Origin of the sequence: Citrobacter sp. XT1-2-2 (genome assembly GCF_023516235.1) — a bacterium.
Lineage (GTDB): Bacteria > Pseudomonadota > Gammaproteobacteria > Enterobacterales > Enterobacteriaceae > Citrobacter > Citrobacter werkmanii.
On sequence record NZ_CP097324.1, the window covers coordinates 1066259 to 1089929 of the forward strand.

Below are 23671 nucleotides of genomic sequence, written 5' to 3' on the forward strand. Positions count from 1 at the left end.
AAGATGCGAATTTTATTAGTTGATGATGATCTTTTTGCGGCTGAACTGGCCTCTATTTTTCTGCAGATGGATGGCTACGACGTGGTGATTGTGGAAAGCGCTATTTCTGCCCTGGCGTGCCTGGACTCGGATAAAAACATTGACCTGGTGATTAGCGATCTGCATATGCCTGAGATCAGTGGTCTGGATTTGTTGGCGCTGTTACGCGCTCAGGCCTGGTCTAAGCCCTTTATATTACTCAGTGCAAACGAAGTGACGGCCAGCGATCTCCTGTACGACCGGTGGGTAAAAAAAGATGAAAACCTGGCGGAAAATCTGGGGGCGGCAGTAAATGCACTCCTGCTACCGTCCGCCGTTACTGAATAAGCCTGGGCGTTTGATGAAACCAGAAAATAAGCACATAGCGATGGCGGCGGCGCAGGAAAAAATAGCGCGTCTGCGTCAGGGATTTTTACGTCGCATCCCCGATATGCTGGCACAGGCAGAAAGGCTGCTCGTTCAATTAGTCGCTGAACCCAGCGAAACCTGTCGTAAACAACTGCACATTCTGCTGCACAGTATTCACGGTTCAGCGGGGTCTTTTGGTTTTAGCCCGCTGGCGAATGCCTCAGCAGAAGGTGAGCGTTTACTAACAGAACCGGAAACAGAGCAAAGCATACTTCATTATGATGAGCTGCGGAGAATTATTCGCTGGCTGTATACCCTCACCCAGGAGCAGCTCAATCTTGAGCATCGTATTAGCGACACGGAGTTCACCTTTCCTGTCTCCTCGCAGCGTCCGGAAGAGGGATATGTCCGGCGGGCCAGTAAGCCTATCTACCTGTGTGATGATGACGTCGACCAGGTTGAGTTGCTTGCTACCCAGTTGCGTTGTTTCGGCTTTACCTGTCATGTATTTGCCAATACTGAGGATTTTACGCAAGCCGTACTGGCACAACCGCCAGCCGTGGTGATTATGGATGTCAGCTTTCCGGACAACGCCTACGGTGGACCGTTGGCGATGGCGGATCTGAAGCAGAAAGTGGGCAAACCTTTCCCGGTACTATTTCTCTCCTGCCACAGCGATTTTAACGCCCGCATCAACGCCATTAAATCCGGCTGTGATGGCTACTACGTGAAACCGGCTTCTATCACTGATTTGGTACAGGAACTACACCGCCTGACGCAGCCTTCGCTGAAAAAACCGTATCAGGTGCTGTTGATCGATGACGAGCCCGCGGTGGCGGAATACAACGCTGAAAGGCTGCGCATGGCGGGCATGGAGGTACATGTGCTGGAGAAACCTCACTATTTACTGCATGTGCTGAACGCGCAACCCATCGATCTGGTACTGATGGACTACCATATGCCGGAATTTAGCGGTGAGGAGTTAACGAAACTTATTCGTCAAATACCACAGCATATTGGTCTGCCGATCGCCTATCTCTCCAGCGAGACCAACAAGCATGCGCAGCTTGGGGCAATGAGCATCGGCGCGGAGGATTTTATTCTCAAACAAGCCGATCCTGAGGAGCTCATCCGTGCCGTGTCTATCCGTGCCGAAAGAATGCGCGCTCTGCGCGCGCGTATGTCGCAGGACAGTCTGAGTGGGTTATATAACCACTCGACGACGACCCATTTTCTGAAAAGCGCGATTGCCGAGTCGAATTACAGTAGTAATCCGTTCTGCATGGTGATGGTGGATCTGGATCATTTCAAAAGCATTAACGACACCTACGGCCATGCGGTTGGCGACCAGGTGATTGTTGGGATTTCGCAGCTGTTTTCCCATCGCTTACGCAGCACCGATATTGTTGGGCGTTACGGGGGCGAAGAGTTTGTCATCATTATGCCCAATACCAGTAGCGAAAAGGCGGCTCGGGTGGTCGAACGATTGCGCAGGGACTATGAACAGGTCACCTTCGCCGTCAATGACGCCAGTTTTCACAGTACCTTCAGCGCGGGTATCGCGCAGTGGCAGTTTGGCGATCGTGTTGAAACGCTGCGCGAACGCGCCGATCAGGCGCTGTATGCCGCGAAGCAAAATGGCCGTAACACCTTCTGCATTGCTGAGTAAAAGGAGAAAACATGAGCCAACAGCTGGAGCAAATTCTCGCCCTAAATCACGGTGAAAAGCCGGAGTGTGAAAACGTAGATGAACCGCAGCGCACGCTGGTGCTATTTCAGCTGGCGGGTAAGAATTTTGCGTTCTACGGGGCGCAGATAAAAGAGATCCTCGCGGAGCGTCCTATATCCTGGGTTCCCTGCTGTGCGCCGATGCTGGAAGGCGTCATCAACTACCGTGGTCGCGTGGAGTCGGTGATGAGGCTGGACAGCCTGATCGACAAACCTGACGTTAACCCGGCAGGTAAACGTACCATCCTGATTGGTTGTGCCGAAAAAATGCAAAGCGGGATCCTGATAGATAAGCTGATTGATGTGCTGGAAGTCGCCGAAAGCCAGATCCACTTACCGGGAGACTCGCTGCCTCCGGCGCTGCAGACTATCGCCGTGGGTGTGGTTAACGTGGCGGAAACCTGGTTCACGCTGCTCGATCTGAATCTGGTTTTTGCGCGTTATCAGGAGACCAGTGGTTATGCCGACTCTCATTAATCTGGCTGCGGTGCGTATTACCCTCGGGACGCTCAATTTTTATATTCCGGCAAACCAGGTTGGGCGCTGTTCGCTGGTGACAGGGGTTGCGCCGGATATCCCGCGTTTTAGCCAGTGGCTGGGCATTGCCGATGAGCCGCAACAGGGCAGGCATTTGCATTTGTTTGTCCCGGATAGCGGGGTTGAGACCGGCTGGTACCTGTGGGGGCAACTGGAGAATGTCATCTTACCTGGAGATACGATTTTTGCCGTACCGCCGCTTCTGGCGCGTAATTGCCATCTACCAGCGCTGCGTGCGCTGGTGGGCAGCGAAGCGTTCAGCCCGTTGTTAAGCTGGCGCTGAATAGTGAACGCCCATGCGTAGCGGGAGACGTCACGCTCCCGCTACAGGTGATGACCGGGAAGTCTTCTCCGGTTACTGGTTATAAACATCTACAGCCCGGCTGACCAGTTTAGTCATAAAGTTGTCAATTTTATCAACGGTCTGCTGATCATGAAGATCGTAGGTTTTTGCCACATCATCCAGATTTTCATAGCCCACCCAAACCCGTCCAATCTTATCCTGCCATACCGAAACTCGTAGTGGCAGAGCCAGCGCGATCCCCTGTTTATCTTGCATGAGTTTTGTGCCGACTTTCGGGTTACCAAATACCAGGACTTTGGTGGGCCTGAGGTTCATGCCTACATCCTTAGCATTTTTCTCATGATCAATTTCAGTGAAGACCGGAACTCCTTCACTCTTCAGAAGGGCTTTTAGACGGAAGATCGTCTCATCGACAGAAAATTTACTCTCCTGATTTTTGATCTTCTCTGAATTTAATCCAGAGCCCAGACCGGTTTTATAGGCCTCAGCGATATCACGCGCCACCTGAGTCAGGTCCACACCTTCTTTGTTGGTCAATAGGGTCACGCAAACCAGCTCATCACCGGCGGTAAAGCGGCTCAGATAGGCGCTAAATCCGCCCGTGGTGCCTTTAATTTCAAGGAAACCAGGATGATGGGTAAATTCCCAGCCAGCCATGGCAGGCACAACTTTACCGTTTTTCAGTTTTGCCGGGCTATAGATGATGTCACGCAGCGTTTTGTCTTTAACCAGCGTACTGCCTGCCAGACCGATATCCCACTTACTGATATCTTCTGCAGATGACCACAGGCCGCCGTAGGCGTACAGGTTATCAGTGGCGGTTGCGCTTACCGGCTCCAGTTTGTCACCCGATGAGACATAACCTGTCGCGGGCTCAACGGGGTTTATCCAGGGGATTTCAGATTTAAATTTTGCGTGCTGATTGTGTTGCTTATCAGGCGTGGGGCGATCGAGAAACACTTTCGTTGGCATGTCTTTCGCGAACATGGTGCTTTGCAGGCCTAACGGCTCGATTTGGTATTTGTCGATAAAGTCTGCGTAACTCATTCCACTGACCTTTTCAATAACCATCCCTAACAGAATAAAATCGGTCGCGCTGGAGTTGATATCCGTACCGCTTTTAAATTCGAGCGGTTTATTTTTGACGAGATCAACCAGCTGCGCAGGCGTATATTTTTGCGTCTGCTTATAGCCGAATAATCTGAAGTCCGGGATCCCGGATGAATGTTGCATTAACTCCAGAATCGTAATGTCATACCAGCTTTGCGGCAGGTCCGGTAAATAATTGCTCACCGGGGTATTAAGGCTTAATTTACCTTGTTCTACCAGTTGCATCACCGCAACGGCGGTAAAAGCCTGAGTGATTGGCCCAATCCCCCACATAGTCTTGGTGGACGCGAGTTCATCATTGGCTGCCGTTGCCAGGCCGTATCCTGCAGAACGCGGAATATAGGGGGCCTGGACGATAGCCATGGATAAACCCGGCAGATTATTTTTTGCCATTACCTCGGCAATCATTTGGTCGATATATTTGCCGTTGGCTTTTAACTGTGGGTTACCACGATTAACTAAGTAAGTTGTCCCGTTGGTATCAGATGCGGCTAGCGCCTGGGTGGCTGAGACTGACATGGAAAGTAACACACATGCCGAAATAACCTTTAACTTAACATTCATAGCAAAGCTCCCCGCTGGCTGAAATTTAGCTGTATTTTTATCTAATGCGATTGCGGCTATTTGATTAATAAATAGCGTTATTCAATATGGCATGCTTTCAGAGCGGGACATTTGTTCAGGGCGCTGGGAATATTGTCATTACGTATTCTAATAACGATAGTGGACATATCACTGCCCACGCCGTTAACGGTCGTATTGTTGGCGTCGCCGTTCGAAACGGCGATCGCGCAGGCCGGAATAAATAAAAGTAATCACAAACAGCAGAGAAAATAGTACGACGATGGTGGGGGCCGGTGCGCTGTCGATGAAAAATGACAGATACACGCCCATAAACGAGGTAACGACTGAGACAACCACTGCCAGCCACAAGGCATGGAAAAATTTCCGTGTCATTAATATCGCGATGGCGCCCGGGGCAATTAGTAAGGAAATCGACAAAATAATGCCTACCGATTTCAGCGTGGCGACGATCGTCAGGGCAATCATACATAACAGACCATAATGCAGCAGCGTCGTGTTAAGACCGCTGGCCTTTGCCTGATGCGGATCGAATGCGTGCAGTAGTAGATCTTTCCACTTTAGACCGATGATAAGCGCAATCCCCAGCGTGATAACGGAGGTTTGCACAATATCGCTAAACGATACGCCCAGCATATCGCCAAACAGAATATGATCGAGATGGACCTCCGACTGGATCGAAACGTATAGCACCAGGCCCGCGCCAAACATACCGGAAAAGACGATCCCCATCAGGGTGTCACGCTTAATTCGGCTATTGTCGTCGAGATAGCCCGTCGCCACTGCGCAAAACAGTCCGGCGATAAACGCGCCAATCGCCAGTGGAATACCTGCAATCCACGCCAGCACAATGCCGGGGAAAACCGCGTGGCTCATGGCATCGCCCATCAGCGCCCAGCCTTTAAGCACCAAAAACACCGACAACAGCGCACAGGGGATGGCGACAATGGTGGAGATGACCAGCGCATTGACCATAAAGCTAAACTGAAAGGGTTCCAGCAGCGTCGTTAAGCTCATACGGACTCCTTGTTTACCTGACGGGCACGACGGCGATTCGCCAGCAGACCGTGTTTTGGCGCAAAGACAAACGCCAGCAGGAACAGCAGCGTTTGTAGAACCACAATAATTCCGCCGGTTGCGCCGTCCAGCCAGTAGCTCAGCCAGGCGCCAAAAAAGCTGGTCAGGCTGCCGATAGCTACGGCGATAGTAAGTAGACGTGGAAAACGATCCGTCAGCAGCCAGGCGGTGGCGCCGGGTGTGACCACCAGACAAATCACCAGAAATGCACCGACGGTTTGCAGAGCGGCAACCGTGGAAACGGAGAGCAGCGTAAAAAATAACAGCTTTAGCCAGCCAGGATTCAGACCGATGGAGCGCGCGTGGTTTTCATCAAAAAAAACCACCATCAGATCTTTCCACTTCAACAACAGAATAGTCAGCGAGATGACGCCGATGATGGCCAGTTGCACAATATCTTCCGGTGCAATCGCCAGCACGTTTCCCAGAATAATGGTCTGGATGTTGACCGACATCGGATTGAGCGACACCATAAACAGCCCGATACCGAAAAAAGAGGAAAAAATCAGTCCGATAATCGCATCTTCCTTCAGGCGCGAGCGCTGATTGAGAAACAGCATGCTGCCCGCTGCAAGTCCACCGGAAAGAAATGCGCCAAGCGCGAAGGGAAGCCCTAACATATAAGCGCCAGCAACGCCCGGAACGATAGAGTGCGACAGCGCGTCGCCAATCAGCGACCAGCCTTTGAGCATCAGATAGCAGGAGAGAAACGCACACAGGCCGCCGACCATCGCCGAGACCCACATCGCGTTGAGCATGTACTGGTAACCAAACGGTTCTGTCAGCCAGTTCATGATTATTCCCCCTCGTTGGCCGCACGTCGCGAAATAAACGGGCGTTCATCATCGGTAATCACATGTTGCTCACCGCCGCTCAGCGCCACATGGCGCAGAACGCCGCTGAATGCCTGCTCGAGATTCTCAGTCGTAAAGGTGGTTTCGGTCGGGCCACTTGCCAGCACCGTACCTTTAATCATTACCGTGTAATCACAAAACTCGGTAACGGACCCCAGATTATGGGTAGAGACCAGCATGGTCCGCCCCTCATCGCGCAGTTCGCGTAGCAGGTCGATGATGCGCGCCTCGGTTTTCACATCCACGCCGGTGAAGGGTTCATCCAGCAAAATCACCTGTCCATCCTGGGCAATAGCCCTCGCCAGAAAAACGCGTTTTTTCTGCCCGCCGGACAGTTCACCTATCTGGCGATGGCGATAGTCCAGCATATCGACCCGTGCCAGCGCCGCATCAACACAGGCGCGGTCGATCTGTTTTGGCCGACGCAGCCAGCCCATGTGGCCAAAGCGACCCATCATTACCACATCTTCCACCAGTACCGGAAACGACCAGTCCACCTCTTCCGACTGAGGAACATAGGCAATCAGATTCTGTTTCAGCGCCTGATTAACTGGCTGTTGCAGAATAGATATTTCCCCCTGCGCCAGGCGAACAAAACCCATCAGCGCTTTAAAAAGCGTTGATTTTCCCGAACCGTTTACGCCGACCAGGGCGGCAATCGAACCGCCCGGAACCTGAAAAGTGGCGTCCCGCAATGCGGTGTGACCGTTGCGATACGTCACCGTAACCTGATTTACGGTAATCGCAGAGTGACTCATGGTTGGCTCTCCAGACCTTTGTTGATGCCGTTAACAATGGTTTGTGTTGTGACGCGCAGTAAATCCAGATAGGTCGGTACCGGGCCATCAGCAGCGCTGAGCGAATCGACATACAGCACACCGCCGTAATGCGCGCCGGATTCACGGGCGACCTGACGCGCAGGCTTGTCGGAGACAGTGCTTTCGCTAAATACCGTTGGGATATGATGCGCTCTGATCGCATCGATCACTTTGCGTACCTGTTTGGGGGTGCCCTGCTGATCGGCGTTGATCGGCCACAGATACAACTCTTTCAGGCCGTTATCGCGTGCCAGATAAGAAAACGCGCCTTCACTGGTGACCAGCCAGCGTTTATCGGCAGGGAGCTTCGCCAGTTCTGCATGTAGTGGTGCCAGCGTCTGCTGGATTTTGGCTTTATAGCTCTGCGCATTTTTCTGGTAGATTGCGGCATTCTGCGGATCGTATTTCATCAGCGCATCGCGAATATTATCCACGTAGATAAGTGCGTTCTCTGCCGACATCCAGGCGTGCGGATTCGGTTTGCCGTTGTACGGCCCTTCGCTGATACCCATTGGCTGCACACCGTTGGATACCATTACCTCCGGCACGCCGGATAAATGCTGGTAGAAACGGGCAAACCACAGCTCGAGGTTGAGCCCGTTCGAAAGGATAAGCTGTGCGCCTTGCGCCCGCTTGATATCGCCCGGCGTGGGTTGATATTCATGAATTTCTGCCCCAGGTTTGGTGATGGAACTGACGTCCGCAGCGTCACCTGCCACGTTACTTGCCATATCCGCAATCACCGTAAAAGTGGTTATCACTTTGAACTTTTCTTGCGCCCAGGCAGGCGACAACGTCAGCGCCGTTAACGCGCCAGCAAGGAGAAATGACTTCAGATGGGGCAACTGCGGCATAGTATCCCTCACAACAAAGTGGTTAATTTATCAACGAATATAGCCTTTGCTATGTTATATAGCACAAGGTATAAACAAATGAAAATAATTCTTATTTGCGTAGGGTGCTAAGGAATTGACGGGGATAACGCGTTGCGCGCCGACACGATTGTCGCCGCGCAGCGGATGAATAACCTGATGATTATGACTTCTGGAACTCAGTGACGGTTTCCCATGCTACCTGTTGTAACGCTTTGGCGGCAGCTGGGGTCATATCCGTATCAACAGGAAGCGCGCCGCCGACCGGAGACTGGTTATACAGGGTAGCGAAAAATACGCAGGCTGCGAGATACGTTCCAGAAATCGAAGGGTGTACGCCATCATGATAATACAGGTTTATTTCCGGATGGGTTTTGCGCGCTTTCTCGAAAGCCAGACCTACCGGAGCGACATATCCCCCCGTTTTTTGCGCAATGGAGATATAAGCATCCGCCAGTTTTTGGCTATCTTCGGGTTGAGCTTTCTTCGCCCAGGTCATGAAATAGACGACTTTTGCACCTGCTTTATGCGCCATTTCGGCCATTTGGGTTGCGGAGTCAACGAAGTTTTGCCGGGTGCTTTCTTTCTTTGAGATCGTTTCTGTGGAGTTCCCCTGCAATACCACCACATCCCATTTCTGTAGCGTGTTCTGGTAGCGCATATTCTCAATTTGCCAGCCTAAATGACCGCTGGAAATCGTGATCCCCCGATATTTATAGCCTTTGGCATGGTCCGGCAGTAAAGACTGCGTCAAATCCCGCAATCGGGTATTGATATTATTGTTATAGAAAGTGAACGAGTTACCATAAAGCGCGACAATTTTATTCTCACCATCCATTTTGGCATGGGCGGAAGGCGCTAATAATGTATCCGCGTGAGAGCAAATGCTGCTCAGTGCAAGGGTCATTGCAGCGGTAAACAAGGTTATTTTTTTCATCGGTTATCTCTTAGAAATCATAACGGAGTCCAACGATGAGCGCATCATCATTGGTTTTTTTGTTCTTACTGGCGAATTCTTTATCATAAGTAAATGATAACCACGTATCTTCAGCCAATGTTAATTGCGCTTCAGCACGCCAGTCTTCTTTTTCAGCGATATCTTTACCATCTTCATTTAAAAAACTATATCCAGTGAGAACCTTGACGGTGCCAAAGTTGTAGGAAATAAGTGAATCCATTCCTTTATAATTATTATCACTTTTGTTATCGCGGGAAATAGAAGTCCGTAACGCGGTTACCGCGACTTCATAGGCTTTATAGTTGAGTTGTAACCCTCCCATAATTTGATCGTTTTGATTACGTCCATCGGTAGTCTCTACCCCATCCTGTCGTTTATAACGACTGGCAGCAATCGCAGGTGTAATTCTAAAATCGCCAAATTTGAAAGACTTGCGATAGCTGGCCATCGCGCCGTAGTCCAGGGCTTCGTTATCGCTGTTGCCATTACCAGAGACCCATGCCAACTGAATCTCATTGCCCGCAAATTTGGCGTTCCACTGTACGGTGCCGTCCTGGCGGTTGAACTGGTACGAATCATCAATGGTTGTAATGCCATAGCTGTAGATATTGGGGGTAAAGTTTTTGTACTTATCGGTCATTTTCATTACCTGATACAGCGGGTTTTTGGTTCTCCCGGTGATCAGTTCACCCCATGTTTTATTCGACAGGCCGACATAGGAATAGCGGGCCTCCATATCGCTTTCACCGGTATTGTTATCATTTTTTTCGGTACGCACCTGCCATTCCAGGCGACCCACGATTTTGGTATCTGGCAGAAGATCCAGATCTCGGGTGAGATAAATACCTACACGGCCACCCAGATCGCTTCGGCTTTCACTACCAGCAAATGAATTCTGGCCACTGGCAATTTTGCCCTCAACGCGACCATAGATATCCAGAGTATTTCCATCCTTATTATAGACGTTTAAGGCGAACGCCGAGGAGCTCATACCCATTAGTAATATTAGTGAATAATTTTTTAGCTTCATGTCATCCCTCAAAACAGCATTAATTTCCTGACCATAAAAAGAAAGTTCACAGCGGGATAATTGTTTGTGGAAAAGGAATGGCAGCGATATGGGAAACATTTTTTCTCGTAATGAAATGTGATTATTCACGCATAAATATCTCCGATTGCGCTATTGTATTAATGGTTCTTATATTTAATGAGCGATTTTATTGAAATATTACGACTGTTTAAAATGTAATGCGAAAATTACTGTGAAGTGCATCCCATTTCTAACGGATGTAAAAACTGAAAATGGGAATAGTGCATTCTCATAGTCGGTTTTGGGGTGGGAATACTATTTTCCCCTGTAATTTGCAGGACAGATCCCGCAAAATTGATTAATCACATTTTCGATTATGACGCATTCATTGGCCGGAGAGGCGCTGTATGTTCGGTAAGCAAACAACGGTATTTGATTCTGATCTTTATTCTTCATTGTTCACCCACGGTCGGATGCGGGAAATATGGTCTGACGACAATCTGATGCGTTGCTGGCTGCGTTTTGAGGCCACTGTCGCACGCATTCAAAGTGAGTTAGGGATTATCCCTGAGCAGGCGGCAGCAGAAATTGCGCAAGCCTGCCAGGAAATACAGATAGACTGGCCTGCTCTGGCCAAGGATACACAAACGGTGGGGATGGCGATAAAACCGCTAATTGATCAGATCTCTGCTTCTGGCACACCTTTGGTAAGCCAGTTTTTGCACTGGGGATGTACCACTCAGGACCTACTGGATTCAGGAATGGCGATGAGATTGCAGCAAACGCTGCAGTTGCTGCGTGAGCAATTGTGTGATGTGGGTGAAGCGATGAAAGCGATGGCAATACGTCACACCCGTACGGTTATGGTTGCGCGCACCAATTCGGTGGATGCCTCCGCCACAACATGGGGGCTTCATGTTTGCAGTTATCTGGCAGAGGTTAACCGCCATCTGGCAAGACTCCAGCAGTTGTATCCGCGTGCGGTGACCGGACTCTTTGGCGGTGCGGTGGGGAATCTGGCTTCCGTGGGCGAGAAGGGAATGGAAACGCGTGAACGACTGATGCAGGCGTTAGGTCTGAACGTGCCCTGTGGTATTAACAACGCCAGTCAGGATGCGGTCGTTGAAGTTGTGCAGTTTTTTGCGCTTGTTCACGGCACGCTGTGTCGACTGGCTAACGATGTCGAAACCATGGGGCGCACGCCGATTGCTGAAGTGTTTGAGGGCGAAGGCGGCGGCGGATCCAGCACGATGCCGCACAAAGTCAATCCGCGCGCCAGTAACATGATGCAAACGCTGGCCAGAATGGGCTGGATGTATGCTTCCGGCGCACCGTCCATGCTGGATCAACAGGATGTGCGAGCCGCCTCTATGAGGGTCCTGAACTGGACGATCCTTCCGGAGGCCTCTAATGCCTTATCGACCAGTCTTACACGTGCAAAAAATTTGCTTTCTCATCTCATTATTAATGAAGAGAAGATGCGCGCTAATTTTGACTGCTCGAAGCACTTTATTATGTCGGAATCGCTGACGATGAAGCTTGCCGCTAAAATTGGCAGGGAATCTGCCTATAACTTAGTGAAAAACCTGCTGAAGCATGCAACAGGCGAGCAAAGCTTCATGGAGATCGTGCAGTCCAGTTCGGTAATCCGCGCGTCATTGTCTGTGGCGGAAATTGCCGCCGCCTGCGAACCGCTGTCATATATTGGGGCTAACGATGCGCTAATTGCAGAAACGGTTGCTGAATTCGATCGTGTGAAAACGACAGAGATGGCCTGAATCGTAATGCTGCCTGGAGAGAGAATCCTCCTGGCGGCATTACGTGTTGTGTGCTGAGGCCGAAAATGTTTCAAAGAAGACGAACAATTCTTCCAGTTGGGCAAAATTCCCCTCGTTATCTCCTTTCTCATAAGCCAGATGCAAAATCAGTTCGATGAAGAAGAAGCCGAGAATACGGCTTTGAAAAATGGATTGTACGTCGCTGGGGAGAACAAATTGCAGATCGCAAAATTTACCGTATGGGTTTGCCTCTGAGTTGGTCACCAGCACCACGGCAGCATTCTTTTTTCTGAACCACTTTGCAATATTGAGGGCTACCCGATTAAATCGATAGTAGGAGAACACAATCAGTACGTCGTCCTCCTTAATATTGATGAGACATTTAGGGAGTTCGCTGATATCCGTCGGTAACAGAGTGATGTCACTGCGAAAGTACTTTAACAAGGTACAAAAATGTGTCGCCATGGCATGAGAAGACGAAGGACCAACAACATAAATATGACGTTGATTGTTCAGTACCAGATCGATAAAAGCATTCAGGCTTGTAATATCGATATTATTCTTAAATTGATTAAATAATTCTGCTACTTTGTGGGTGAAATCGGTAACGATACTTTCAGTGGTAATGTCAGGATTGTTACGCTGTATGGTGTTTTTCTCAAAAGGTGCAGAGATTTTATTTTTTGACAGCGTAATGTCTAATGCTTTGCGGAAAGCAGCATAGCCCGTAAACCCTATTTTATTCAAAAATCGGCCAATGGTCGCTTTGCTTACCATCGCATTTTGTGAGAGGTCGACAATGCCATGATAGGGGAGTTCATTGAAGTGTTTATTTATGTACTCATTGAGTCGGCACTCAGATTCAGTTAAATCACCCATATTAAGAGTAAGAGAATTATATTCATCCAGACTTAATGTGTTTTTTTTGTACATGGATAATACCCGATGGCTGTTGTATATCAACGTTGTTATAGGGTAATACGCTTTCGACGTCAATCATAGAGTGAATATGTTGGAAACCCGTATCCATCTATTTCTGCAGAGCGCGGACACATTCAGATGAGTTGCGATCTTACTCACAAAAAGGGGTGGGAAAACACCTTTCCCGTATTTTACGCTCACACAAACCATTACAATTAAGGCTCAATATTTGAGTATGTAATACGATAAATTAACGTACATATTATAGCTGCTTATATATAGGTGTGATTTTTTACTATCCTACATAAGCTATGATGATATGACAGGTAACCCTACCCGATTTGTATGGCATAGGAATTGTTATTATGACGGCGTTTATTATAGCAATAGTGATAACAGTTATTGCTGCATGGTTAATTGTGAAAAATTATCAGCCGCAAACTGTTTTATTACTCGCTGGACTGGCATTATTGACCATTACCGTACTGTTTTATCCAGAAAACAGCATTCTCTATGATAAAGCGAAATCCACCGGGGCAACTTGGCTGGACATCTTTAGCTTTGCAAAAGAATCGCTTACCACACAAATTGCGGGCATTGGTCTTATCATTATGGCTGCGGGAGGATTCGCCAGCTATATGGATCACATCAAAGCGTCGAATGCGATGGTTAATATGTGCATTCGACCGCTGCAGGTGATTAAAGCGCCTTATTTAATCCTTGCGTTAGGGTATATCTGTGCGCAGCTTCTGCATGTGGCAATTTCAAGTGCGGCGGGTCTGGCGATGTTGCTACTGGTGACATTCTTCCCGGTTCTGGTTCGCCTGGGTGTCAGTAAAGCTTCTGCGGCCGCGATGATTGGCCTGTGCGCGTTTATGGATTTAGGGCCTGCGGTTGGTACGGCGAATCTGGCGGCGAAGCATGCCGGTATGGAAAGTGCTATCTACTTTGCCCATTATCAGATGCCGGTGGCTGTGGTAGTCATGCTGGCTGTGGCGGTGGTGATTTATTTCACCGCAAAATATTTCGACAAGAAAGATGGCTTCGTACCTGGCGCACAAAGCGTGGTTGAGGCCGAAGAAGAGGGGCGTAAAGTCCCTGCTGTTTACGCGTTGTTGCCGGTATTACCCGTGCTACTGGTGCTGGTCTTTAGTCCGCTAGTGATCAAATCCATCAAAATTGACGTGGTCACGGCGATGATTCTTGGCGCAGTGGTCGCTTTTTTCTTCGAACTGGCGACCACGCGGGATTTTAAAAGTTGCTGCAAAGGAATACAGGTCTTTTTCAAAGGGATGGGCAGCATGTTTACCAGCATCGTTTCTTTACTGGTATGTGCGGACATCTATGCTCAGGGGCTGCAGAAAATTGGCGCGGTGGATTACTTACTGCAGTCCGTACAAAACGCCGGTCTGGGCTTTACCAGCATGACGCTGGTGATGACTGCGCTGGTGGGCGTAACCGCTGTGCTGACAGGCTCTGGCGTTGCGGCCTTTTTCTCCTTCTCCGGCCTGGCGCCCTCGATTGCGGCAAAATTTGGTGAAAGCGCCGTCAATATGATCCTCCCTATGCAGCTGATGGCGGGTATGGGGCGCTCGATGTCTCCAGTGGCTGGCATCATTATTGCGGTAAGTAAAGCGGGGGAATGTTCACCGTTTATGATCGTTAGAAGAACGCTGCTTCCCGCGCTGGCCGGTATCGCGGCGATGCTGATTGCCAACTATGTCCTGATTTGAATCCCGGGAGCCTGTTAATGCAGGCTCTTATTTTTTATCTGGTTGTAATTTATGGATGTCAACGTGACAAACGATGTTTTATACGTTCCGTTTACGGGAAAGTTACTGCTTGAGTCTCCGTTATTAAATAAAGGAAGCAGTTTCACTCAGCAAGAAAGGCATGACTTTAACCTTGGTGGATTACTGCCATGCGCTATTGAGAATATTGATGAACAAGCCGAGCGAGCTTATCAACAGTACCTCGAAGCAGAATCACATAATGCCCGACATATTTATCTGAGAAATATTCAGGATACCAACGAAACGTTATTTTATTACCTGCTGAAAAAATATCTGCCTGAGATGCTGCCAATCGTTTATACCCCGGTGGTAGGTGCTGCCTGCGAAAAATTTTCCTGGATATACCGACGAGCGCGCGGCGTCTTTATTTCCTGGCCCGATCGCGAACGTATTGACGATATATTGCATGATATTCCACGGCACGATATCAAGGTGATCGTCGTCACCGACGGCGAGCGTATTCTGGGATTGGGCGACCAGGGGGTTGGTGGTATGGGCATTCCTATCGGGAAGTTGTCTCTCTATACCGTCTGCGGCGGAGTTAATCCGGCGAATACGCTGCCGATATTACTGGATGTCGGCACGAACAATACGCGACTACTGGACGATCCGCGCTATATCGGCTGGCGTCATCCGCGCGTAACCGGTGAAGATTACTTCGCGTTTATTGGAATGTTTATTGCTGCCGTAAAACGGCGCTGGCCCAACGTACTGCTGCAGTTTGAAGATTTCGCCCAACATACAGCCGTGCCTTTGCTGGAACGTTATCGCGATGAATTGTGCTGCTTTAATGATGATATCCAGGGCACGGCGTCGGTGGCTCTGGCCACCATACTCGCTGCCTGCCGTGGCAGCGGCCGGGACTTCCGTCAGCAATCGATCGTGATTGTAGGGGCGGGGGCTGCGGGATGTGGGATCGCCCGGCATATTATTGCTTGTCGTATGTCTGAGGGAATGAGCCAGGCTGAAGCCCGACGGACCATTTTTATGGTGGATCGCGACGGTCTGGTGATGACGACCAATGAGGCATTAGCTGTTTTCCAGCAACCGCTGGCGCAGTCGCCCGATGCGTTATTTGGCTGGCAATACGAGATGCAGACTCCGTCGTTACTGGAGGTGATCCGCAATGCCAAACCTGCGGTAATGCTGGGCGTTTCGGGCCAGGCAGGATTGTTCTCGCAGGAAGTGATTAGCACGATGTACCAATACTGCGATCGTCCTGTTGTGATGCCGTTGTCGAACCCCACCTCGAAAATGGAAGCACGGCCAGAAGATATTCTTCACTGGACCGAGGGACAGGCCATTATCGCAACCGGTAGCCCATGCGAGCCGGTAGAGATGTATGGACGTGTCATTCCTGTTTCACAGTGTAATAACGTGTATGTTTTCCCGGCGATCGGTCTGGGGGCTATCGCCAGCGGCGCGACGCGGATAACAGAGGCAATGTTGATGGCGGCAAGCCGTGCGCTGGCGGAAGCTTCTCCGCTGGTGCGTGACGGTGAAGGCGCGCTGTTACCAGAGATTGGCACAATATGCGAGGTGACTCGCAACATTGCGTTTGAGGTCGGCAAGGCGGCGTGGCAATCAGGTGTGGCGGAAAAAATGAGCGACGATGCCTTGTTGCGGAGCATTAAAGATAACTTTTGGCTACCGCACTACCGCCCTTATAAACGACGGGCAATTTAGTCATTTTCCGGGTAAGCGAACTCATATGATGGTTGCCTTCACTTTTAAGGTGTATTATTTATGCAACTTAATTGGGAGGCACCATGTCCGGCAAACGTATTGCACGTGAAAAAATGACGATCCAGAGAATGATCTCGCTGTACGAGCGCCAGTGTCCGCAGGCCTCAGACGAGCCGGGGCATTACGATGCGTTGTTTGCCTATGCGCAAAAGCGTCTGGATAAGTGCGTATTTGGTGAGGAAAAACCGGCCTGCAAACAGTGCCCGGTACACTGTTATCAACCCGCCAAACGTGAAGAGATGAAGCAGATTATGCGCTGGGCTGGGCCAAGAATGCTCTGGCGTCATCCGATCCTGACCGTACGTCATCTGATTGATGACAAACGTCCTGTCCCGGAATTGCCCGAAAAGTACCAGCGGAAGAAGTAATGTAGCAATTCTATGCCGGATGGCGGTTGCGCCTTATCCGGCCTACAAATATAAACGCACCAGTGGGTAGACCCGATAAGCAAAGCGCCATCGGGCGAACCGTTAAACCAGCGCATCCTTATCAATACCCAGGCGCTTCATGCGTGACAGCAACGTCGTGCGCTTCAGTCCCAGTCGTTGCGCCGCGCCTTTGGGGCCGGCAACCACGCCGTTAGTCTCTTTCAGCACGCGCATGATCAACTGGTATTCATCTTCGCCATCTTGTGCGACTTCGGTCGCCACTGGCGGCGTGGAAGGCGTCAAAGCGACAACATCCGGCAGAGACAGTTGCAGTACATTGCCCCTTGTGAGCAGCACCGCGCGTTCTACCACATTTTCCAGTTCACGCACGTTACCCGGCCATTCCATACTGCTCAGCGTACGCAGCGCTTCAGCGGGAATACTGTCGATATTGCGCCCCATTCGGCGGGCAATTTTAAAGGTGAAAGCTTTTACCAATAGCGGAATATCTTCCGGGCGTTCGCGCAGCGGCGGCAGATGGATCGGGAAGACGTTCAGCCGATAGTAGAGATCGTTGCGAAACTCGCGATCGGCGACCATCTTTTTCAGATCGCGGTTGGTGGCGGCGATCAAACGGACATCGGTCTGGATCAGCTTATTGCTGCCCAGACGCTCAAACTCCTGTTCCTGCAAAACGCGCAATAGCTTCGGCTGAAGCTCAAGCGGCATATCGCCCACTTCATCAAGGAACAGTGAGCTTTTGTCCGCCAGTTCGAAACGCCCAATACGTTGCGTGCTGGCTCCGGTAAACGCACCGCGCTCATGACCAAACAGATCGCTTTCCAGCAATCCGGCAGGCATTGCCGCACAGTTCATTTTTACCATCCTGCGGGCGTTACGGCCGCTCAGGTTATGAATCGCTCTGGCGATCAGCTCTTTGCCTGTCCCGGTCTCGCCGAGAATCAATACGGTGCTGTCACTTTGCGCCACCATCTCGACCTGTTTGAGCACACTGTACATCGCTTCGCTGCGGCCAATGATTTCGCCGAACTCGCTGTCAACGTTGTTGAGCTGTTCTGTCAGCGCCAGGTTTTCATCGACCAGACGTTCTTTCAGACGGTGAATTTCCTGGTAGGCGAGGGCGTTATCCACGGCAATCGCCACACGCTCGGCAATCTGGCGTAGCAGTTTGAGATTGGCGGTGGTGAAGACTTTCTCTTCGCACTGCGCCAGCTTCAGTACGCCAAGCATGTTATTGCCGGACATCAACGGCAGCAGGCACAGCGTCTGTAATTGGTTGCCCCAGGTCTCGAACAGCATCCGTTCATAAGGAGCAAGGGCGTCGCGTTCGCTCAGGTTAATCAGCAGCATCTCTTTGCTTTTGAAGACCCGCTCAGAGAGTGTGCCTGCTTCGTCCACTTCGCTCTGTTCGTGCGCCGGATGATGCTCATCCAGATAGTGGGTGGAGTAGATGCTCAGCTTATTTTTGCGACTGCTGCGTAACACGATACTGATAGCATCGATGTCGAAATAATGGTGGATCTCTTTGGCGACTTCGCTGACCAGTTCATCTATGTCCAGTCGGGAAAGCACCGCATTGGTGATGGCGACCAGGATGCGAAAGTTGTCACGCTCACGGCACAGCAGATCGTAATCGACGTTATTGCTGACTCTGCTCTGAATTTGTTCAGCCACGACACCGACAATCTGGGTGAAGGTCTGGAGCCGATTGTACTCTTTTTCGCTCCATGACCGGTCTTCGTTGCGGATGAATTCGCAACCGCCAAAGATGCGCCCATCCGCCGCCAGCGGCAGCAGACAGTAGTGACCAAATTCAGAATACAATCCGCCGGATGCCAGCTGCGGCCAGGTTTCCGTGAACTCATGATAGTTGCAGTGCAGCGCGTCGGGGCGCGACAGGATACGGCGTATCGGCCCATGCGCCAGCACCGTTTCGTCTTCATAATCGATAGGTTTACTATTTTCGCGCGTCGCAAAATAACGCGCACGTTGCGTTTGTGCCTGCCATAAGACAATAGCCGCGCAGTCGGCCAGTCCGGAATGCCTGGCCAGCTGTGAAAGCGCCTCGCTGAGAGACTGAAGATCGGGCTGCTGTAATAATGTACGAGTAATATCGAACAGGCCTTGCTGTCCGAGGTCACTCATCGGTGTATACGACATATTGCTTTTCCAGGGAAAGCACCGCAAAACGGTGCGAAAACGGTAAATGAATTATAGGTATAAGTCGTAAATTATTGCCGGATGGCTGACCGCAAACTCGCTGGTCACGCAATCCGTAGGCCTGATAAGCAAAGCCATCAGGCGATAATGCAGCGTTAATGCCGGATGTCGACGCCAATGCGTCTTATCCGGCTTACAGCATGCTGCCAACTGCCTGCTAGCATATACGAGGTAAAGGTTCAGCGTGTGGTAAATCGAGGGTTCGTTTCACGCCATACAGTCCGGCAAGACGTACACCTTTACGTTCAACTACTTCGCCAATCATTGCCGCGTCGCGTCCTAACGGATGCGCGCGCAGCGCAGCAAGCACGCTTTCAGCAGCCTGACGCTCAACGGCAATCACCAGTTTGCCTTCGTTGGCAAAGTTGAGCGCATCAAGGCCCAGCAGCTCGCAAACGCCACGCACCGCAGGCTTCATGGGCAGGGCCGCTTCAGACAGCTCAATACCAAATCCACATGATGCGGCAAACTCATGCGTCACCGCATTCACGCCGCCACGGGTGGCGTCACGCAGCGCCTTCACGCCGGGTATATCACGTATCGTCTGGATAAGCGGCGTGAGCACCGCACAGTCGCTAACCAGTTCGCCATCAAGACCCAATTGCTCGCGCAGATTAAGAATGGTTGCGCCATGGTCGCCGAGCGTACCGCTAACCAGCAATACATCGCCAGGGCCGAGAGTTTGCGCACCCCAGTGAATGTTGGCGGGGATCGCGCCCATACCGGCGGTGTTGATGAACAACTTATCTGCGGCGCCACGCTGCACGACTTTGGTATCACCGGTCACGATGGCGATGCCCGCTTCGCGTGCGGTTGCCGCCATGCTGGTGACGACGGTTTTCAGCGTCTCCATCGGCAGACCTTCTTCAAGGATAAACCCGCAGGAGAGATAACGCGGAATCGCGCCGCTGACGGCGACATCGTTAGCCGTACCGCAGATAGCCAGCTTGCCGATATTACCGCCGGGGAAGAACAACGGATCGATAACATAGCTGTCGGTAGAGAACGCCAGACGATCGCCCTCTGCAACCAACTGCGCCAGTTCCAGACGCGCCTGATCTTCCTGTTCCGCCAGCCACGGATTAGCAAAAGCCTCCATAAACAGACTGTTGATCAACTGCTGCATAGCCTGACCGCCGCTACCGTGGGCGAGTTGTACGCTGTTCATGCTTCACACTCCTGCTGACGATACTGATACCAGGCGGCACATGCGCCTTCTGAGGAGACCATCAGTGCGCCAAAGGCGGTCTCCGGGTTACAGGTTTTACCAAATAACGGGCACTGATGCGGTTTACATCTACCGGTCAACACCTCTCCGCAACGCGCGCGCGGATCGTCATATACCTGCTGTGGCGCTGGCTGAAAATGCGCTTCGGCATCAAAACGTTGATAGTCCGGCGTCAGGTGAACGCCAGACGATTCGATCACGCCCAGACCGCGCCATTCGCTGTCGCCGTTGACGCAAAATACCTCAGCGATGGCCTGTTGCGCCAAGGCGTTACCGGCATCCGGTACCACGCGGCGGTACTGGTTTTCGACCTGGCTTTGGGCGGCGATTTTCTGTTCAATCAGCATCACCACGCCTTGCAGCAGGTCGAGCGGCTCAAAGCCGGCGACCACTAACGGGCGATGGAAATCTGAGGCAATGAAATTATAGGCGTCGGTGCCTATCACCATGCTGACGTGCCCCGGTGCTAAAAAGGCATCGATGCCGTTGTCCGGCTGTTCCAGCAGGCTGCGCAGCGTGGGGATAAGCGTAATGTGCTGACAGAAAAAGTAAAAGTTCTGCACATCGCGTTGTTTGGCCTGCTGCAGGGTAATGGCGGTGGTTGGCATGGTGGTTTCAAAACCCAGACCAAAGAACACAACCTTACGCGTTGGGTTTTCCTGCGCCAGCTTCAGCGCATCCATCGGCGAATAGACGATGCGGATATCCGCGCCGCGCGCTTTGGCCTGTAGTAGTGAGCCTTGTTTTCCCGGCACGCGCATGGCGTCGCCAAAGGTGCAGAAAATCACTTCCGGATGGCTGGCGATTTCAACACAGCTGTCGATTCTGCCCATCGGCAGAACGCAAACCGGGCAGCCAGGGCCGTGAATGAACTCCACGTTTTCGGGCAGCAGTTGGTCGAGTCCGAATTTGAAAATAGCGTGGGTATGGCCACCACAAACTTCCATGATGCGCAGCGGTCGTTCAGCGGTATAGGGGAGGAGAGCGGCACGTTCACGCAGGTGCTCTATCAACTGCATCACCTGTTCTGGCGCGCGGTATTCGTCAACAAAACGCATTTATTTTTCCTCGCCGTACAGCAACGCGCCGACATCCGGCTCAACGTCAAACATATTTTGCAGCGCGTCGAGCGTGTCGCGCGCTTCTGCTTCATTAATGATGCTCATCGCAAAGCCGACGTGGACCAGTACCCACTGACCCAGACGCGGCTGACCATTTTCATCACAGCTACCGACCAGCGTCAGGTCGACGTCGCGCTGAATACCGCAAACGTCGACTTTGGCCTGGTTGCCATCAATGGTGCGGATTTGACCCGGAACACCTATGCACATCGCTGCGTCTCCAGCCAGGAGAGCCATTGGTCCATCCCTTCGCCGCTGGTGGCGGAAATCAGGATGATCTCAATGTCCGGGTTCACTTCCCGGGCGCTGGCGATGCACTTTTCAACATCAAAATTGAGGTACGGCAGCAGATCCACTTTATTGAGCAGCATCAGCGATGCGGCGGCAAACATATGCGGATATTTCAGCGGCTTATCTTCGCCTTCGGTGACGGACAGCACCGCCACTTTATGACGTTCGCCGAGGTCGAAGCTGGCCGGGCAGACCAGGTTACCGACGTTTTCAATAAACAGAATGCCGTTGTCATCAAGCGGCAAACGCGGCGCGGCGTCAGCAATCATTTGCGCGTCAAGGTGGCAACCTTTACCCGTGTTGACCTGGATGGCGGGGGTGCCGGTGGCGCGAATACGGGCGGCATCGTTGACCGTCTGTTGGTCGCCTTCAATCACGGCGCACGGAACGCTGTCTTTCAGCTTGATCAGCGTTTCGGTCAGTAGCGTCGTTTTACCTGAGCCCGGGCTTGAGACGAGGTTTAATACCAGATGCTGACGAGCGGCAAAACGGGCGCGGTTACGTTCGGCCAGACGGTTATTTTTGTCCAGCACGTCAATTTCGACTTCCAGCATACGGCGCTGGCTCATGCCTGGCGCATGGGTACCCGCCTCGCCATGACCGTAGTGCAGGTCGCCTTCTGCGGTCTGGCTCGGTGCGAAATTAGAGGTTTTCACACCGGTAATATTCAGCGCCGGGCGAGCCGCCGGGGCAAATGGCGCGCTGCGAAACGCCGAGTGGGGATTATGCTCATCACCCTCTATATAAAGGTTGCCTTCAGCGCAACCACATGTCGTACACATCGCTCACTCCTGATCTCTTTTTTGTTACAGGCTTTTTGCCGGATGGCGACGCAAGCGTCTTCTCCGGCCTGGCAGGTGCCACCGGAATTAGTCTTCGGCGTCGCCTATTTCAATTCGTCGAATCTGTAGACCATCATCGGCCACAATTCTCAGCGTATCGCTGTTGCATTGCGGACACCGACGCACGCGTTGCGTCAGTAACGTGACGTATTGCTGACAAGATTCGCACCAACATTCTGCTTCTTGTTCTTCGAGGTGGAGTTTACAACCTTCTGCAAGGGTCCCACGGCATACCAGATCAAAACAAAAGGCGAGAGCGCTGGTTTCTACGCAAGAAAATGCGCCAATTTTGAGCCAGACCCCAGTTACTCGCTTGGCACCGTGTTGCGTGGCTTGTTGTTCAATCAATTCCAGTGCTCTTTGGCAGAGGGTTATTTCGTGCATACCGCCTCCTATGAAGTTGCCGTATTAAAAGCAATAAACATGCCAGGTTGAATTTTTTCATCCGTGACAATGACGACAATGACGAAATGACACGTCGTCACCCGTCTTTGATTTTTTATATATTTGAAAATAAAGGAAATTAATTTTGGCATGAAATGTGCTTAAGGCTGTTCATCTCTGCTAAACGGGTAACCTGACATGACTATTTGGGAAATAAGCGAAAAAGCCGATTACATCGCTGAACGGCATCGTCGCCTACAGGACCAGTGGCGTATTTACTGCAACTCGCTGGTTCAGGGGATCACCCTGTCGAAAGCGCGTTTGCATCATGCGATGAGCTGCGCGCCGGACAAAGATCTGTGCTTTGTCCTTTTTGAACACTTCGTTATCTACGTCACGCTGGCGGATGGCTTCAACAGTCACACCATCGAGTATTACGTCGAAACGAAAGAGGGTGATGATAAGCAACTGATTGCACAGGCACAGTTGACCATCGACGGTAAAGTTGATGAGCGTATCAGCAACCGCGATCGCGAGCAGGTGCTGGAGCACTATCTCGAAAAAATCGCCAGTGTCTACGACAGCCTGTACACCGCGGTTGAGAACAATATGCCGGTGAATTTAAGCCAGCTGGTTGCGGGACATAGCCCGGCGTAAGCCTCGGGGGCTGCCCACGTTTGTCATGACGCGGCGTTACTACT

Annotated in this window: 23 protein-coding genes; 9 read left to right on the forward strand and 14 right to left on the reverse strand. The window is 51.3% G+C overall.

Annotated features, from left to right (window positions below):
• Positions 1-3: 3 nt before the first annotated feature.
• Genes M4I31_RS05070 through M4I31_RS05085 form a run of 4 tightly spaced genes read left to right on the forward strand, consistent with a single transcriptional unit; the run spans position 4 to position 2935 of the window.
• Positions 4-366, forward strand: a complete 363-nt coding sequence (locus tag M4I31_RS05070) for a response regulator (protein WP_085048852.1) — start codon at positions 4-6, stop codon at positions 364-366.
• Between the two features lie 13 nt (positions 367-379).
• The gene (locus tag M4I31_RS05075) at positions 380-2056 is read left to right on the forward strand and encodes a diguanylate cyclase (RefSeq protein ID WP_085048932.1); all 1677 of its coding nucleotides are present in this window, start codon (positions 380-382) and stop codon (positions 2054-2056) included.
• An 11-nt stretch (positions 2057-2067) separates the two neighbouring features.
• Positions 2068-2592, forward strand: coding sequence for a chemotaxis protein CheW (locus M4I31_RS05080; RefSeq protein WP_085048853.1), 525 nt, complete (start codon positions 2068-2070; stop codon positions 2590-2592).
• Complete coding sequence (locus M4I31_RS05085; RefSeq protein ID WP_085048854.1) at positions 2576-2935, forward strand: hypothetical protein; 360 nt, start codon at positions 2576-2578, stop codon at positions 2933-2935. The genes M4I31_RS05080 and M4I31_RS05085 overlap by 17 nt, the downstream gene beginning before the upstream one ends.
• A 72-nt stretch (positions 2936-3007) precedes the next feature.
• On the opposite strand, the gene M4I31_RS05090 is transcribed toward M4I31_RS05085, so the two are convergent.
• The 7 genes from M4I31_RS05090 to M4I31_RS05120 all read right to left on the reverse strand — a co-directional run bounded on the left by M4I31_RS05090 (position 3008) and on the right by M4I31_RS05120 (position 10257).
• Complete coding sequence (locus M4I31_RS05090) at positions 3008-4630, reverse strand: serine hydrolase (RefSeq protein ID WP_085048855.1); 1623 nt, start codon at positions 4628-4630, stop codon at positions 3008-3010.
• A gap of 183 nt (positions 4631-4813) precedes the next feature.
• Complete coding sequence (gene sitD / locus M4I31_RS05095) at positions 4814-5665, reverse strand: iron/manganese ABC transporter permease subunit SitD (protein WP_085048856.1); 852 nt, start codon at positions 5663-5665, stop codon at positions 4814-4816.
• The gene (gene sitC / locus M4I31_RS05100) at positions 5662-6519 is read right to left on the reverse strand and encodes an iron/manganese ABC transporter permease subunit SitC (protein WP_085048857.1); all 858 of its coding nucleotides are present in this window, start codon (positions 6517-6519) and stop codon (positions 5662-5664) included. The genes sitD and sitC overlap by 4 nt, the downstream gene beginning before the upstream one ends.
• A gap of 2 nt (positions 6520-6521) precedes the next feature.
• Positions 6522-7337 carry an iron/manganese ABC transporter ATP-binding protein SitB gene (sitB, locus tag M4I31_RS05105; protein WP_069324560.1) on the reverse strand — a complete coding sequence of 272 codons (816 nt, stop codon included), beginning with the start codon at positions 7335-7337 and terminating at the stop codon, positions 6522-6524.
• Positions 7334-8251 carry a metal ABC transporter substrate-binding protein gene (locus M4I31_RS05110; RefSeq protein ID WP_085048858.1) on the reverse strand — a complete coding sequence of 306 codons (918 nt, stop codon included), beginning with the start codon at positions 8249-8251 and terminating at the stop codon, positions 7334-7336. Before M4I31_RS05110 ends, sitB begins: the two co-directional genes overlap by 4 nt.
• Before the next feature lie 181 nt (positions 8252-8432).
• A complete protein-coding gene (locus M4I31_RS05115) occupies positions 8433-9206 on the reverse strand; it encodes a DUF4886 domain-containing protein (RefSeq protein ID WP_085048859.1) in 774 nt (257 codons plus the stop codon).
• A gap of 10 nt (positions 9207-9216) precedes the next feature.
• On the reverse strand, positions 9217-10257 hold the full coding sequence (locus tag M4I31_RS05120) for a porin (protein ID WP_085048860.1): 1041 nt from the start codon (positions 10255-10257) through the stop codon (positions 9217-9219).
• 407 nt (positions 10258-10664) lie between these two features.
• Here M4I31_RS05120 and M4I31_RS05125 point away from each other — a divergent pair, with 407 nt between their 5' ends.
• Entirely contained in the window at positions 10665-12035 is a 1371-nt protein-coding gene (locus M4I31_RS05125; RefSeq protein ID WP_085048861.1) for an adenylosuccinate lyase family protein, read from the forward strand.
• Positions 12036-12074: 39 nt separating this feature from the next.
• Here M4I31_RS05125 and M4I31_RS05130 read toward each other — a convergent pair whose 3' ends face one another.
• Positions 12075-12968, reverse strand: coding sequence for a MurR/RpiR family transcriptional regulator (locus tag M4I31_RS05130; RefSeq protein ID WP_085048862.1), 894 nt, complete (start codon positions 12966-12968; stop codon positions 12075-12077).
• A gap of 353 nt (positions 12969-13321) precedes the next feature.
• Here M4I31_RS05130 and dcuC point away from each other — a divergent pair, with 353 nt between their 5' ends.
• From dcuC to M4I31_RS05145, 3 genes are all read left to right on the forward strand, one after another.
• Positions 13322-14689 (forward strand): C4-dicarboxylate transporter DcuC, encoded by a 1368-nt coding sequence (gene dcuC, locus M4I31_RS05135; RefSeq protein ID WP_085048863.1) that lies wholly within the window; start codon positions 13322-13324, stop codon positions 14687-14689.
• Between the two features lie 51 nt (positions 14690-14740).
• Complete coding sequence (locus tag M4I31_RS05140) at positions 14741-16435, forward strand: NAD-dependent malic enzyme (protein ID WP_085048864.1); 1695 nt, start codon at positions 14741-14743, stop codon at positions 16433-16435.
• A gap of 83 nt (positions 16436-16518) precedes the next feature.
• Positions 16519-16863 (forward strand): nitrous oxide-stimulated promoter family protein, encoded by a 345-nt coding sequence (locus M4I31_RS05145; RefSeq protein WP_044699707.1) that lies wholly within the window; start codon positions 16519-16521, stop codon positions 16861-16863.
• Positions 16864-16965: 102 nt separating this feature from the next.
• Here the strand turns inward: M4I31_RS05145 and flhA are convergent, their stop codons facing one another.
• From flhA to hypA, 6 genes are all read right to left on the reverse strand, one after another.
• A complete protein-coding gene (gene flhA, locus M4I31_RS05150; RefSeq protein WP_085048865.1) occupies positions 16966-19044 on the reverse strand; it encodes a formate hydrogenlyase transcriptional activator FlhA in 2079 nt (692 codons plus the stop codon).
• A 217-nt stretch (positions 19045-19261) separates the two neighbouring features.
• A complete protein-coding gene (gene hypE / locus M4I31_RS05155) occupies positions 19262-20272 on the reverse strand; it encodes a hydrogenase maturation carbamoyl dehydratase HypE (RefSeq protein WP_069324562.1) in 1011 nt (336 codons plus the stop codon).
• Complete coding sequence (gene hypD / locus M4I31_RS05160) at positions 20269-21390, reverse strand: hydrogenase formation protein HypD (RefSeq protein WP_038633106.1); 1122 nt, start codon at positions 21388-21390, stop codon at positions 20269-20271. Before hypD ends, hypE begins: the two co-directional genes overlap by 4 nt.
• Positions 21391-21663 carry a hydrogenase 3 maturation protein HypC gene (gene hypC, locus M4I31_RS05165; protein ID WP_038633103.1) on the reverse strand — a complete coding sequence of 91 codons (273 nt, stop codon included), beginning with the start codon at positions 21661-21663 and terminating at the stop codon, positions 21391-21393.
• Positions 21654-22526, reverse strand: coding sequence for a hydrogenase nickel incorporation protein HypB (gene hypB, locus M4I31_RS05170; protein WP_038633101.1), 873 nt, complete (start codon positions 22524-22526; stop codon positions 21654-21656). Before hypB ends, hypC begins: the two co-directional genes overlap by 10 nt.
• An 87-nt stretch (positions 22527-22613) precedes the next feature.
• Positions 22614-22970 (reverse strand): hydrogenase maturation nickel metallochaperone HypA, encoded by a 357-nt coding sequence (gene hypA, locus M4I31_RS05175; protein WP_042310587.1) that lies wholly within the window; start codon positions 22968-22970, stop codon positions 22614-22616.
• Positions 22971-23168: 198 nt separating this feature from the next.
• Between hypA and hycA the strand changes: the two genes are divergently transcribed.
• The gene (gene hycA, locus M4I31_RS05180) at positions 23169-23627 is read left to right on the forward strand and encodes a formate hydrogenlyase regulator HycA (protein WP_038633094.1); all 459 of its coding nucleotides are present in this window, start codon (positions 23169-23171) and stop codon (positions 23625-23627) included.
• Positions 23628-23671: the final 44 nt, after the last annotated feature.